We start from the raw sequence: 14,127 nt of genomic DNA, 5'->3' as shown, positions 1-14,127 counted from the left end.
GACCAGCACAATGGCAAACAGCAAACGTACCCTGTTTCTGAAGCGTCGCCTGCGCGTCCGGAACAAACTTCGCAAGGTCAACGCTGGCCGTCTGCGTCTTTCCGTCCACCGTTCGAACAAGAACCTCTCGGTTCAGCTGATCGACGATCTGGCAGGCAAGACACTGGCGTCCGCATCGACCCTGGAAAAAGATCTTGGCTTTGTAGGCAAGAACAACATCGAAGCAGCAACCAAAGTGGGTTCGGTTATCGCCGAACGTGCCAAGGCTGCTGGCGTCTCTGAGGCGTATTTCGATCGTGGCGGCTTCCTGTTCCACGGCAAGGTGAAGGCTCTGGCCGACGCTGCGCGTGAAGGCGGCCTCAAGATCTAAAGACCTGCGGGCGGCGATAGCGCCGCCCCGATGATCCGGGGGGCACGTCTTAGGGCGTGCCTCACCAGGATTGGAACAATTGGCGCCAGTCGCCACACACAAAGGAATGCTTTATGGCAGAACGTGAAAACCGCCGGGGCAACCGTCGCGACCGCGATGAGACACCTGAATTTGCGGATCGTTTGGTTGCGATCAACCGTGTATCCAAAACTGTAAAAGGCGGTAAGCGCTTTGGTTTTGCAGCACTGGTTGTTGTTGGTGACCAAAAGGGCCGTGTTGGCTTTGGCAAAGGTAAAGCCAAAGAAGTACCTGAGGCGATCCGCAAGGCCACTGAACAGGCCAAGCGTCAGATGGTCCGTGTACCTCTGAAAGAGGGTCGTACCCTGCATCACGACATCAACGGTCGCCACGGCGCCGGCAAGGTTGTCATGCGGACGGCTCCTGAAGGTACCGGTATTATTGCTGGTGGTCCTATGCGTGCAGTTTTCGAAATGCTCGGCGTCAAAGACGTTGTGTCCAAATCGATCGGCTCGCAGAACCCATACAACATGATCCGCGCCACCATCGACGGCCTGACCAAAGAGCAGAGCCCCCGTTCGGTTGCTCAGCGTCGTGGTAAAAAGGTTGCCGACATCCTGCCCAAGCGGGACGAAGCACCTGCTGCTGAAGCAGCAGAAGCGTAAGGAGACGGACAGATGGCTAAAACAATCGTTGTTAAGCAGATCGGTTCCCCGATCCGCCGTCCCGCCGACCAGCGCGCAACGCTGATCGGTCTGGGTCTGAACAAGATGCACAAAACCCGTGAACTCGAAGACACCCCTTCGGTTCGTGGCATGGTGCGCAAGGTCTCTCACATGGTGGAGATCATCGAAGAGCGCGACTAAGCCTCTTTCGACTGACCAACTAAAGGCGCCTCCGGGAAACCGGGGGCGTTTTTTGCGATGTGCTTGGGGTTCTTTCAGGGCTAAGGGTCTCCCTGATTGTTCAAAGCAAACGCGCGGCGTACGAGGATGTTTTGCCAGCATAACATACCGCCCTATGCGCTGAATGCATAGCGGATCGTCCCTTTACGGTGGTTGTTTGTAACGAATTTATTCCTTTATTTCAGGGACACCTAAAGCAGGTTTTAAAGGGCTGGGAAATGGGTCTCGGCCGGAGATAAGGAATACCCAATTGGCATTTGTTCAAAACACCACCACCGAATTTGGCCCCATCGCGCGTCTGCGCGCACTTGTGGCGCAAGCCAGTGCAAACTGGGAAATGAGCCGCGAGTACAAGCGCACCTATGCGCAGCTGTCTCGCCTCACCAATCGCGAATTGGCGGATATTGGCGTACGGCGCTGCGATATTGCCGATATAGCGCGCAAACACGTCAATCACTGTCACTAACCAGCCTGAGCCCTCCTCCCTCGGTTTTGGCTTGTTCCAGCGCCTCTGCAGCAGTGCAGGGGCGTTTGGCGTTTCGGGCCATTTGCAGCAGGTTTGGAGCGTCGCGGTGCTGTAGCGTCAAGTTGACGTTAGTCAATACGCTTGGGGCTTGATCCATTGGGGCTGGGGGGCTATATGCCTGCGGTGGCCTCTTGGGGTCATGGAATCATATATCTAAGACATGCCGTGGTTGATCCTGTTTACGCTTCTGGGATCACATCCGGCTAAGGAGAAGCGAAATGAAACTTCACGAACTCAGCGACAATCCAGGCGCCTCCAAAAAACGCATGCGCGTTGCCCGTGGTCCCGGCTCCGGCAAGGGTAAAATGGGTGGCCGTGGTATCAAAGGTCAGAAATCCCGTTCGGGTGTTTCGATCAATGGCTACGAAGGCGGTCAGATGCCATTGTACCAGCGTCTGCCTAAGCGTGGCTTCAACAAGCCAAACCGCAAAGCTTTCGCGGTTGTGAACCTGGGCCTGATCCAGAAATTCATCGACCTTGGCAAGCTGGACGCAGCCTCGATCACCGAAGACACTCTGGTGGCTTCCGGTCTGCTGCGCCGCAAAAAAGACGGTGTCCGCGTTCTGGCCAAAGGTGAATTCACCGCCAAAGCCACCATCTCGGTAACCGGCGCATCCGCCGCTGCTGTTGAAGCAGTTGCAAAGGCCGGTGGCGCATTGACCGTGGCAACAGCAGCCGCAGCTGAGTAACACCTTGTGAGCGGCGCAAATGCCGCTTACATAGGTCATCAGTTTTCCTATACGCCGTCCGAGCCGGAAAAGGGCTCCGGGCGGCGTTTTCGCAAAAAGAGACCCATTTCATGGTATCAGCAGCAGAACAAATGGCAGCGAACACCAGCTGGTCCGCACTTGGCAAAGCCACGGATCTGCGCAATCGCATCTTGTTTACGCTTGGCCTTTTGATCGTTTATCGCCTCGGCACCTTTATTCCGGTTCCCGGCATCGACGCCAACGCCCTTCGCAACTTTATGGAAGCGGCGGGGCAGGGCATTGGCGGCATGGTGTCGATGTTCACCGGTGGCGCCCTTGGCCGTATGGGCATCTTTGCCCTCGGGATCATGCCCTATATCTCGGCCTCGATCATTGTCCAGTTGCTGACCTCGATGGTTCCGGCACTTGAGCAACTCAAAAAAGAGGGTGCTCAGGGGCAGAAGAAAATCAACCAATACACCCGTTACGGCACCGTGGCGCTGGCAACAGCCCAGGCCTATGGTCTGGCGGTCTCGCTTGAGGCCGGTGATCTGGCGACCGATCCGGGCATGTATTTCCGCATGGCCTGCATGATCACCCTGGTGGGTGGTACCATGTTCCTGATGTGGCTGGGCGAACAGATCACCCAGCGTGGTCTGGGCAACGGTATCTCGCTGATCATCTTTGTAGGCATCATTGCCGAAGTTCCGGCCTCTATCGCGCAGTTCTTTGCCTCCGGTCGCTCCGGTGCAATCAGCCCTGCCGTGATCATCGGTGTGATCCTGATGGTGATTGCTGTGATCATGTTTGTGGTCTTTATGGAACGCGCCCTGCGCAAGATCCACATCCAGTACCCGCGCCGTCAGGTCGGCATGAAGGTCTATGATGGTGGCTCCTCGCATCTGCCGGTCAAAGTGAACCCAGCAGGCGTTATCCCGGCGATCTTTGCCAGCTCGCTTTTGCTGCTGCCAACAACGATCTCTGCCTTCTCTTCCGGTGCAACCAACGGTCCGGTGATGTCCTGGATGCTGGCCAACTTTGGCCCCGGTCAGCCGCTGTACCTGTTGTTCTTTGTCTCGATGATCGTGTTCTTTGCCTATTTCTATACATTCAACGTGGCGTTTAAGCCCGAGGATGTTGCGAATAACCTGAAGAACCAGAACGGCTTTGTGCCCGGCATTCGCCCCGGCAAAAAGACCGCTGAATATATCGAATATGTGGTGAACCGGGTTCTGGTTCTGGGTTCGATGTATCTGGCGCTGGTCTGTCTGCTGCCCGAAGTGCTGCGCGGCCAGTTTGCCTTCCCGGTCTACTTCGGCGGCACTTCGGTCCTGATTGTGGTCTCTGTGACAATGGACACCATCCAGCAGGCCCAGAGCCACCTCTTGGCGCACCAGTATGAGGGGCTCATCGAGAAGAGCCAGCTGCGGGGACGCAACAAGAAACGTGCAAAACGGGGGCCGTCTCGCCGATGACCAATATTATCCTCCTGGGACCACCCGGCGCCGGTAAGGGCACGCAGGCGCGCCACCTGACGGACAGCCGCGGTATGGTTCAGCTCTCCACCGGTGACATGCTGCGCGAAGCGCAGGCCAATGGCTCCGAGATGGGCAAAAAGGTCGCGGACGTGATTGCCCGTGGTGAGCTGGTAACAGATGAGATCGTTATTGGCCTGATCCGTGAGAAAATCGCTGAGGGCGCCGAAGGGGGATTCATCTTTGACGGCTTTCCCCGCACGCTGGGGCAGGCTGATGCCCTGGGTGAATTGCTGGCGGAAATGGGTCTGTCCCTGGACGCGGTGATCGAGATGGCGGTGGATGACGCCGCGCTTGTTGCCCGTATCACGGGTCGTTCGACCTGCGGCGGTTGCGGTGAAGTCTATCACGATGAGACCAAACCCTGGGCCGCTGACGGCAAATGCACCAACTGTGGCAGCACCGACGTAAAACGCCGTGCGGACGATAATGAGGACAGCCTCAAAACCCGTCTGATGGAGTATTACAAAAAGACCTCTCCGCTGCTTGGCTATTACTATGCCAAAGGGGATCTGACCTCGATTGATGGTCTGAGTTCGATGGAAGCGGTGCGCGATGATATCGCCAAGGTGCTCGGCTAAGACCTGCAAGCTGCAGCCAGATAAATTTGAAAGTGGGAGGGCCGGGTGCCTTCCCATTTTTGTTTCTGGGTCCGAAGTCTTGGTGCAGAGAGGCAACGTTCTGTGGCGGTCTGTTGAAAACACTGAGCAAAACACGCAGTTGCGGGTATCGTGACCGAGATCCAAATTCGAGGAGCCCTGAATGCGCGTCCTAATTGCCAGTTTGATACTCGCCGGTTCTGCTCAGATGGCAGTTGGCGAAGACGTCTATCTCAACGATCCGGAAGGCTGTGCCATAGTGGCGGGGAATCCGGATGGAGTGTTGGAGTTTGCCAGCGAAGGGGGATTGATCCTGGATGAGACCGGCTATTCCTCCATCGAATATCATTGCAGTTTTGAACCCGTCTTGAGCTTTGACTGGAGCGAAGCAAAAGTCACAACGCACGTTGGCTATTGCGAGGAGCCTGGGCCCTATATCATGCCGCAGCTTTTTTCGATTTTGCTGGACCCATACGCGCCGGGAGAGGTGACAATCTTTACCGGGGAAGATGAACCAACGCGTTTCTATGCCTGCGGTCTGTGAGGTCAATTGCCTGAAAAGCCCATGCTTTGCGGAAAAACGGCCCGTTAACCTAATGACGGGTTGACGCTCTGTTGAAATCCTCATACGCAAGCCCATCCCTTCGCGGGATGATTCCATGTGGGCGGATTCTTTTGCGCGCATGACCACCTCAAAATGCTGGGCTGAACGGCTGAATGCCAAGGTCAAGCGTTGTGAAAAAAGGTTCTGGGACTACGGAACCGCAACGAAAAGGAAAGTGACACGTGGCACGTATTGCCGGCGTAAACATCCCCGCTGCTAAGCGGGTGCCTATCGCCCTCACATATATCACCGGAATCGGAAACACCTCGGCCGCGACCATCTGCGAAGCCGTGGGCATTGATGTGACTCGTCGCGTCAATGAGCTGTCTGATGCCGAAATCCTGTCCATCCGTGAATTCATTGATGCAAACTTCACCGTTGAAGGTGACCTGCGTCGTGAAGTTCAGATGAACGTCAAGCGTCTGATGGATCTGGGTTGCTACCGCGGCCTGCGCCATCGTCGTAACCTGCCCGTTCGCGGTCAGCGTACCCACACCAACGCTCGCACTCGCAAAGGTCCTGCAAAGGCCATTGCTGGTAAGAAGAAGTAAGGGAGGGTTTGATCAATGGCACGCGATAAGACTCGTACGAAGAAAAAAGAACGTAAGAATATCGCCACTGGTGTGGCGCATGTGAATTCCTCGTTCAACAACACCAAAATCCTGATCTCTGACGTTCAGGGCAACGCAATTGCATGGTCCTCTGCTGGTTCCATGGGCTTCAAGGGCTCGCGTAAGTCGACTCCCTATGCGGCTCAGATGGCGGCAGAAGATGCAGGCAAAAAAGCCCAGGATCACGGTGTTAAAACTCTTGAAGTTGAAGTTCAGGGCCCCGGTGGCGGTCGTGAATCTGCCCTGCGCGCTCTGGCCGCAATCGGTTTCAACATCACCTCGATCCGCGACGTAACACCGATGGCACACAACGGCTGCCGTCCACCTAAGCGTCGTCGCGTCTAAGACGTCGAGCATTACGCTGGGGCCCTGCTTGTTTGCTGGGCCCCAGTCCGTCATTTTAAACCTCGGGCGTCTGCACCTTCGGACATGAGGTACAGACAGGAATGGAGGGACTGCATGATCCATAAAAATTGGGCCGAGCTGATCAAGCCAACACAGCTTGAAGCAAAGCCGGGCAACGATCCCGCACGTCAGGCAACTATTATTGCTGAACCGCTTGAGCGTGGCTTTGGCCTGACGCTGGGCAACGCACTGCGCCGCGTTCTGATGAGCTCGCTGCAGGGTGCCGCGATCACATCCGTACAAATCGACAACGTTCTGCACGAATTCTCCAGCGTTGCTGGTGTGCGTGAAGACGTGACCGACATCATCCTGAACCTCAAGGGTGTTTCCCTGCGCATGGAAGTCGAAGGCCCCAAGCGCCTGTCGATCAATGCCAAAGGCCCAGCTGTTGTGACTGCTGGTGACATCTCTGAGTCCGCAGGCATCGAGGTTCTGAACCGCGAGCACGTTATCTGCCACCTGGATGACGGCGCTGACCTGTTCATGGAACTCACTGTGAACACCGGCAAGGGCTATGTCTCTGCTGACAAAAACAAGCCAGAAGATGCGCCAATCGGTCTGATCCCGATTGATGCGATCTACTCGCCTGTGAAAAAGGTCTCCTATGACGTTCAGCCCACCCGTGAGGGCCAGGTGCTGGATTATGACAAGCTGACACTGAAGATCGAAACCGATGGTTCGATCACCCCTGACGATGCGCTGGCCTATGCCGCACGCATCCTGCAGGATCAGCTGTCGATCTTCGTCAACTTCGAGGAGCCCGAGTCGGCGAACCGTCAGGACGAAGACGATGGTCTCGAGTTCAACCCGCTTCTGTTGAAGAAAGTGGACGAGCTGGAACTGTCGGTGCGTTCGGCAAACTGCCTGAAGAACGACAACATCGTTTACATCGGCGATCTGATCCAGAAGACCGAAGCAGAAATGCTGCGCACGCCAAACTTTGGCCGCAAGTCGCTGAACGAGATCAAAGAAGTGCTTTCCGGCATGGGGCTGCACCTCGGCATGGACGTCGAGGACTGGCCACCGGACAACATCGAAGATCTGGCCAAGAAGTTCGAAGACACGTTCTAAGAACCTCTGACCACACCGGTTATAAGGGCAGGCCCCGGTCTGCCCTTAATCAATGCCCGCGAGTGCGGGGAAGATCCGGGCATCTGCCCCAAGGAGATCAGCTGACACGCATCGGCTGACAGACAAAGCAAAAACGCGAAAGAAGGAATTCAACAATGCGTCACGCACGTGGTTACCGCCGCCTGAACCGTACTCATGAGCACCGTAAGGCCCTGTTTGCAAACATGGCTGGCTCGCTGATCGAGCACGAGCAGATCAAAACAACTCTGCCCAAGGCAAAAGAATTGCGCCCGATCATCGAAAAGATGATCACCCTGGCAAAACGCGGCGACCTGCACGCCCGTCGTCAGGCCAATGCGCGCCTCAAAGAAGACCAGTATGTCTCCAAACTGTTTGATATCCTGGGCCCCCGCTACAAAGACCGTCAGGGCGGCTATGTTCGTATCCTGAAAGCGGGCTTCCGCTATGGTGACATGGCGCCTATGGCGATCATCGAATTCGTCGACCGTGACGTTGCTGCAAAAGGCGCCGCCGACAAGGCCCGCGTTGCTGCAGAAATCGAAGCAGACGACGCAGAATAAGACCATCTGACATTCTCAGATGGTATGGCCCTCGCTCCGCTGGAGCGGGGGCTTTTCTTCTGAAATGATATCAGAGGCGAGTATTCAACCGCGTGGTTGCTTTGGTGCCTTTGTGCCGTTTCACAAAACCACCGCGTCCGAACCGAGGGGTGGGACGCAAAGCGCCCGCCCCGTGGGGGCGGTTCGGGCGCTGTCAAAGCTCCGCTTTGGCAATTGGTGAAACAGCTGATTGTGAAAACCCTTGAAGGGGAGCTATGCGGACTTTCCTGCCGTTCAACGTGCTGAAATCAAAGACTGCTTTGCAGAGTACTGATGAAGTCATACGTAATTTGCCATGCTCACACGCCGAATGAATTCCGGCCATAGCCCCAACCAAGTTACACTGCCCATTGGGTCGACGGGGTCGCAGGAAAAAAAGTGTGGTTTGTCAGCTTCGTCGCAAAAGCCGAAATATGAGCCACCACCGTCGCTAGCAAATATCCTCCAAGTAGCGGGGTACATTTCGGCCCTGATCGACTCATACTCTTCGATTTCTTTGGTAGTCCAAAAGACTATATAGGCCTCGCCGACTTCTCCTCCGGAAGACTCATACAGCCGATAAAACTCGTTGAGCTCAAATGCTTTCCCACAGTCTGGCCACACAGCCGTTGCCAGTCTCGACGGCTTCCGCACGATCTTATTGGGCAGCATATCAAACGTCATTTCTGGGTAGACCCTTTGCTCTGATCCGAAATGGTGTAACAGCGTTTCAACTCCTGGCGGACAACAAAGGCTGTTTGAACCGTTTTCTGGATAACCGACATTCGCGCAGAATGCAGCATCCGACACATTGTGCTCAAAGCAGACGTTGTACTTTCGTCGAAGTGTTCTCCAAGCTTGGCTAGTACGGTTTTGAAAATACCACTTCCAACTTTCCTAATGACACCCCGCCGAATCTTCGCTAGCGTCGCCGACATGACCCAAACCTATGCTGCAATCTGGTTTTATTTTTATCCGGGCCGACAGGCGGACGGAGGGGTCTTGGCGTGCAGATGACATAAGCGCGCAAAGCAGATACCACACCAACCGCCCTCAGCAGATGGCGGTTTTTTGTATCCGCCGCCACGCTCCAGGGCCTCCCGCAAGGAACCTTAGGACCATGACCAACCAAATCGAAAACCTCCGCATCACCGATATGCAGGAATTGATCTCGCCGGATGAACTGGCGGCGAAACTGCCCAGCAATGATCTGGCCAGCAAAACCGTGCTGGACAGCCGTGCCGATATTCAGAAGGTGCTGCGTGGCGGGGATGACCGCCTGATCGTAGTGGTCGGCCCCTGCTCGATCCACGACACCAAGGCCGCGCTTGAATACGCTGAACGGCTGAAGACGCTGCGCGATGAATTGGCGGGGGAGCTGGAAGTGGTGATGCGGGTCTATTTCGAGAAGCCCCGCACCATCAGCGGCTGGAAGGGGCTGGTCAATGACCCTAGACACGATGGCTCTTTCCGCATCAACGAGGGGCTGGTGATGGCGCGCAGGCTCTTGCTCGATATCAACCAGATGGGCCTGCCAGTGGGGACAGAGTTCCTCGATACAGCAGTGCCACAGTATCTGTCGGATCTGATGGCCTGGGCCGCCATTGGCGCGCGCACCACGGAGAGCCAGATACACCGCGAGATGGCCTCGGGCCTCAGCTGTCCGGTGGGCTTCAAGAACGGCACGCGGGGCAATGTGCAGATCGCCATTGATGCGGTGCGCTCTGCGGCGCATCCGCATCACTTCATGGCCCTGGCCAAAAACGGCCGCGCGGCGATTGCGGCAACCAGCGGCAACCCGGACTGTCACCTGATCCTGCGCGGGGGCGGCGGTACTAATTTTGATGCTGTGTCCGTCGATGCGGCCTGCCAGAAGGCAGAGCAGGACGGCATTCGCGGCCATGTGATGATCGACGCCAGTCACGCAAACAGCGACAAAGATCCGGCAAAGCAACCCCTGGTACTGGCGGATGTGGGCGATCAGCTACGGGCCGGCGAGCAGCGTATCACTGGTGTGATGGTAGAGAGCCACCTGGTGGCAGGACGTCAGGATCTGGGCAAAGGCGATCTGACCTACGGCCAGTCTATCACCGATGGCTGCATCGGCTGGGAGGACACGGTGACGGAACTGCATAAGCTGGCGGAGGCTGTCAAAGCGCGCCGGGCCTTGCCCTCTCAGCTGGTCGGCTAACTCGCCCAAAACTTGATGCCACCCCTTTCGGGTAACTGACCTGGGGTGGCTCAGAGCTGGTCTCTTGGGCAATGCTTGCAATTGGGCGGCGGCAGAAGCATATCCTAGAGGGACACTTTCCCGGGAGATATCATGATCCGTGCAGCTCTTTCCGCTTCCCTGACTTTTGCCTTGATGCTGGGCCTTTCCTTGGCTCCGGCGCAGCAGGCCACAGCCGAAACCCGCGTGCCACAGTCGCAGGCTGAAATCTCGCTGGGCTTTGCGCCCTTGGTCAAACAGGCCGCGCCAGCGGTGGTGAACATCTATGCCAAGATCGTGCGGCAGGCGCAGCAGCGCTCTCCCTTCATGAATGATCCCTTTTTTGACGATTTCTTCCGCAACTTCTCCAATCCCCGGCCTCGGGTCGAGAGCTCGCTGGGGTCAGGCGTTATCCTATCAGAGGATGGCATTGTGGTCTCTAACTATCACGTGGTGGCCATGGCCACCGAGATCCGGGTGGTGACAACGGATAAGCGCGAATATGAGGCCCGCGTGGTGCTGGCCGATCAGGCCAGCGATCTGGCGATTTTGCAGCTTGAGGAAGTCTCGGGCCTGCCCTATCTGAACCTGCGCAACAGCGATCAGGTCGAGGTGGGGGAGCTGGCGCTAGCCATCGGTAATCCCTTTGGCGTAGGCCAGACCGTCAGCAGCGGTATTGTCTCGGGCCTCGCGCGCTCCGGCACCGCCTCGGGTGAGGGCTTTGGCTATTACATTCAGACCGATGCGCCGATCAATCCGGGCAACTCTGGCGGGGCGCTGATCGATGTAAACGGCGATCTGATTGGTATCAATACCCGCATCCTCAGCCGCTCTGGCGGATCAAATGGCATTGGTTTTGCAATTCCGGCCAATCTGGTGCGTGAGTTTGTCAAACAGGCGCGGGCGGGATCCGAGGGTTTTCAGCGCCCCTGGGCGGGTATGGCAGGTCAGCCTGTGGATGCGGATCTGGCGGGATCCCTGGGGATGGAACTGCCCGAAGGCATGGTGATTTCCGAGCTGCATCCCCAAAGCCCCTTTGCCAAGGCCGGATTTGAGGTGGGAGATGTGATCACCGAGGTCGACGGCGAGGTTGTGAACTCTCCGTCTGAGATGGTGTTTCGCATGTCGGTCGCCGGGCTGGATGGCACCTCGCAGGTTACCCGGCTGCGCGGTGAAGAGCGCGAGACCCTGGTGGTCGAGATGTTCACGGCGCCGAATGATCCCCCGGCGCGCTCTGTGGTGATGAATGACAAGAGTGTACTGCCGGGGCTGACGGTGGGTTTGATCAACCCTGTGGTTATTGTTCGCCTGCAGTTGTCTCTTTCTGCAACTGGTGTGGCTGTTTTGGATCCGGGCCCCTATGCGGCGCGTGCTGGTGTCCGGGCGGGGGATATTCTGCTGGCCATCAATGGCGAGGCAGTGAGTGCATCGGAAGATGTGCCTGCCTTGCTGGAGGCCGCCGGGCGCCGCCTGCGTTTTGATCTGAACCGGCGCGGTCAGCGGGTCAGCCTGCATATGCGGCGCTAATCCATGGCTGATCTGTTCGATAGTGAGGCTGAGGTGAACCCTGCGAAGGCTGCAGATGCAAACCGCCCTCTGGCGGATCGTCTTCGCCCTCAATCGCTGTCAGAGGTAATTGGTCAGGCGCAGGTTCTGGGAGAAGATGCGCCGCTGGGTGTCATGCTGTCTTCAGGGTCGCTGTCTTCGTTGATTTTCTGGGGGCCACCGGGTGTCGGCAAGACGACGATTGCGCGGCTTCTGGCGCGGGAAACCGATCTGCATTTTGTTCAGATCTCTGCGATTTTCACCGGAATCCCCGACCTGCGCAAAGTGTTTGAGGCCGCCAAGATCCGGCGTCAGAACGGCCAGGGGACCCTGCTGTTTGTCGATGAGATCCACCGCTTCAACAAGGCGCAGCAGGATGGATTTCTGCCCTATATGGAAGACGGCACCATCTTGTTGGTTGGCGCCACCACGGAGAACCCCTCGTTTGAGCTGAACGCCGCTGTGTTGTCACGTTCGCAGGTTCTGGTGCTGGAGCGGCTGTCGCTGGTGGATCTTGAGCTGTTGACCCAGCGGGCCGAACGGGAGTTGGGCCGGGCCCTGCCGCTCAGCGGTGAGGCGCGGGATGCGCTGCACGAAATGGCTGATGGCGATGGGCGCACGCTGCTCAATCTGATCGAACAGGTCGCGGCCTGGCGGGTGGCGGCTCCTTTGGGGCGCGAGGCGCTGGCAACCCGGCTGATGCGGCGGGCAGCAAAATATGACAAATCCGGCGATGAACATTATAACCTGATCTCCGCCCTGCATAAATCCATCCGGGGGTCAGACCCGGACGCCGCACTCTACTGGCTGGGGCGGATGCTGGAGGGCGGCGAGGACCCAAGGTTCCTGGCCCGGCGGCTGACCATGATGTCGACCGAAGACATCGGCCTGGCGGATCCGCAGGCCAATACCGTCTGCCTCAACGCCTGGAACACCTACGAACGCCTTGGCAGCCCCGAAGGCGAGCTGGCCCTGGCCAATGCTGCGGTCTATCTGGCCTTGGCACCAAAATCCAACGCGGTCTATGTGGGAATCAAGGCGGCCCGCCGTCTGGCCAAGGAAACCGGGTCTGCACCTCCACCCAAACATATCATGAATGCGCCTACCAAACTGATGGCAGAGCAGGGATATGGCGATGGTTACGCCTATGACCACGATGCCGAGGATGGGTTTTCGGGGCAGAACTACTTCCCGGACGGGGTGCGCCGCCCGGTGCTGTATCAGCCTGTAGAACGTGGCTTTGAGCGCGAGTTGAAACGCCGCTCCGAGTATTTTGCCAAGCTCCGGTTGCAGCGTAATAGCTAGCTGTTCAGGCGGGCTATTTCGGGGGCAGGCCGGGGATCAGGAACTCTTCCATGATTTTGACCGGGAGCTTCCAGTCATCTCGCTTGTTGTAGTTGCCGGCCTGAATGACCACCACGGTTCCGGTTTTTTGGCCAACGGTCAAACGCTGACCGCCATTGCCAAAACCCGCGGCCCAGACTGGCGGTGTTCCCATAGGCGCCAGCCACCATTGATAGCCATAGCGTAGCCCACCAACAGTGGCATGGGCGGTGAAACTGCGCTTGATCCAGTTTTTGGAAACGATCTGCTGACCCCGGTACTGGCCTTTGTCTGCAAGCATGCTGCCGATCCGCGCCAAATCCGGGGCTGTCAGGCGCAGCCCTGATGCTGCCGCGTGGGTTTTGCCATCCAGTCCGATCACCCAGTCGCACTTGGTGATGCCAAGGGGGTGAAACAGGGCCTCTTTGGCAAATTGATCCAGTGTTAGACCCGAACCACGGCTGATCAGCGCCCCAAGCAATGCAGTGGAGCCACCGGAATAGGTCCATTTGGTGCCGGGGGCGTCGACGATTGGGCGGGACAGAATAAAGCGCAGCTTGTCTTCGGCCAGCTCCATAGCGATCTCTGAGTTTTTAGGGTCTGAATAGGGCAGCCGCTCGTTCCAGTCCAAACCCATCTGCATGGTCAGAACATGTTCGATTGTGATCAAGTTCCGCTGAGGGTCAGCCAAGTCGGCATATTCAGGAAACTGCGCCAGCAATCCGGCCTCGGGCGGGGGCACCAGGCCCCTGTCCAGGGCAATACCATAAAGAAGACTGACGATGCTCTTGGAGACGGAGCGCAGATCATGCAGTTCTTCAGGGCCAAACTGGCGCTCCCCGAGCGGATCGCCCCAACGTTGATCCTGGCCTTTGAAATAACCCTCTGCCAGGGTCTGCCCGTCCCGGCGCACCAGGACGCCATGTAGACCCGATAGGTCTCCGGCATCAAAGGCAGCCTGCAACTGATCTTCGACATCATTGGCATAGGAGGTCTGGACTGAAAACAGTAGAGCGGAAATCGCCGCCAGAGATTTGAAGGACATCGACATGGAGGGCGCTCCTGTTGTTCGCTTTGCATAAGAGCTAGGGCGGCACTGCATGGCTTGCAACGGGAAA

16 protein-coding genes are annotated in these 14,127 nt (G+C 57.3%); 15 read left to right on the top strand and 1 reads right to left on the bottom strand.

All coding sequences use genetic code 11. From position 1 onward, the window contains the following. Positions 1-10 precede the first annotated feature (10 nt). From rplR to ED661_RS00285, 15 genes are all read left to right on the top strand, one after another. Positions 11-370: a 50S ribosomal protein L18 gene (gene rplR, locus ED661_RS00360; protein WP_058335703.1), complete on the top strand. Its 360-nt coding sequence runs from the start codon at positions 11-13 to the stop codon at positions 368-370. Between the two features lie 113 nt (positions 371-483). After that, positions 484-1,053 carry a 30S ribosomal protein S5 gene (gene rpsE, locus ED661_RS00355; RefSeq protein ID WP_122071977.1) on the top strand — a complete coding sequence of 190 codons (570 nt, stop codon included), beginning with the start codon at positions 484-486 and terminating at the stop codon, positions 1,051-1,053. Positions 1,054-1,065: 12 nt separating this feature from the next. Next, positions 1,066-1,254, top strand: coding sequence for a 50S ribosomal protein L30 (rpmD, locus tag ED661_RS00350; RefSeq protein ID WP_009810836.1), 189 nt, complete (start codon positions 1,066-1,068; stop codon positions 1,252-1,254). Between the two features lie 289 nt (positions 1,255-1,543). Then, positions 1,544-1,759 (top strand): DUF1127 domain-containing protein, encoded by a 216-nt coding sequence (locus tag ED661_RS00345; RefSeq protein WP_122071976.1) that lies wholly within the window; start codon positions 1,544-1,546, stop codon positions 1,757-1,759. Between the two features lie 278 nt (positions 1,760-2,037). After that, positions 2,038-2,508: a 50S ribosomal protein L15 gene (gene rplO, locus ED661_RS00340; protein ID WP_122071974.1), complete on the top strand. Its 471-nt coding sequence runs from the start codon at positions 2,038-2,040 to the stop codon at positions 2,506-2,508. A 110-nt stretch (positions 2,509-2,618) separates the two neighbouring features. After that, positions 2,619-3,983 carry a preprotein translocase subunit SecY gene (gene secY / locus ED661_RS00335; protein WP_122071972.1) on the top strand — a complete coding sequence of 455 codons (1,365 nt, stop codon included), beginning with the start codon at positions 2,619-2,621 and terminating at the stop codon, positions 3,981-3,983. Beyond that, the gene (locus ED661_RS00330) at positions 3,980-4,624 is read left to right on the top strand and encodes an adenylate kinase (RefSeq protein ID WP_122071971.1); all 645 of its coding nucleotides are present in this window, start codon (positions 3,980-3,982) and stop codon (positions 4,622-4,624) included. Before secY ends, ED661_RS00330 begins: the two co-directional genes overlap by 4 nt. A 181-nt stretch (positions 4,625-4,805) precedes the next feature. Next, positions 4,806-5,186: a hypothetical protein gene (locus ED661_RS00325; protein WP_122071969.1), complete on the top strand. Its 381-nt coding sequence runs from the start codon at positions 4,806-4,808 to the stop codon at positions 5,184-5,186. A 242-nt stretch (positions 5,187-5,428) separates the two neighbouring features. Continuing rightward, complete coding sequence (rpsM, locus tag ED661_RS00320) at positions 5,429-5,797, top strand: 30S ribosomal protein S13 (protein ID WP_122071968.1); 369 nt, start codon at positions 5,429-5,431, stop codon at positions 5,795-5,797. Positions 5,798-5,812: 15 nt separating this feature from the next. After that, positions 5,813-6,202 carry a 30S ribosomal protein S11 gene (rpsK, locus tag ED661_RS00315; RefSeq protein WP_009810843.1) on the top strand — a complete coding sequence of 130 codons (390 nt, stop codon included), beginning with the start codon at positions 5,813-5,815 and terminating at the stop codon, positions 6,200-6,202. Between the two features lie 114 nt (positions 6,203-6,316). Then, a complete protein-coding gene (locus ED661_RS00310; protein ID WP_122071966.1) occupies positions 6,317-7,333 on the top strand; it encodes a DNA-directed RNA polymerase subunit alpha in 1,017 nt (338 codons plus the stop codon). Positions 7,334-7,488: 155 nt separating this feature from the next. Further along, positions 7,489-7,914 (top strand): 50S ribosomal protein L17, encoded by a 426-nt coding sequence (gene rplQ, locus ED661_RS00305; protein WP_122071965.1) that lies wholly within the window; start codon positions 7,489-7,491, stop codon positions 7,912-7,914. A 1,138-nt stretch (positions 7,915-9,052) separates the two neighbouring features. Then, positions 9,053-10,123, top strand: a complete 1,071-nt coding sequence (locus ED661_RS00295) for a 3-deoxy-7-phosphoheptulonate synthase (protein WP_122071962.1) — start codon at positions 9,053-9,055, stop codon at positions 10,121-10,123. A gap of 132 nt (positions 10,124-10,255) precedes the next feature. After that, entirely contained in the window at positions 10,256-11,668 is a 1,413-nt protein-coding gene (locus ED661_RS00290; RefSeq protein ID WP_122071961.1) for a trypsin-like peptidase domain-containing protein, read from the top strand. Positions 11,669-11,671: 3 nt separating this feature from the next. Then, on the top strand, positions 11,672-12,991 hold the full coding sequence (locus ED661_RS00285; RefSeq protein ID WP_122071959.1) for a replication-associated recombination protein A: 1,320 nt from the start codon (positions 11,672-11,674) through the stop codon (positions 12,989-12,991). A gap of 13 nt (positions 12,992-13,004) precedes the next feature. Here ED661_RS00285 and ED661_RS00280 read toward each other — a convergent pair whose 3' ends face one another. After that, positions 13,005-14,060, bottom strand: coding sequence for a serine hydrolase (locus tag ED661_RS00280; RefSeq protein ID WP_216822425.1), 1,056 nt, complete (start codon positions 14,058-14,060; stop codon positions 13,005-13,007). Positions 14,061-14,127: the final 67 nt, after the last annotated feature.

The organism is Pseudophaeobacter sp. EL27 (assembly GCF_900313025.1).
Classification (GTDB): domain Bacteria; phylum Pseudomonadota; class Alphaproteobacteria; order Rhodobacterales; family Rhodobacteraceae; genus Pseudophaeobacter.
This window is presented reverse-complemented; position numbering and strand designations above follow the sequence as displayed.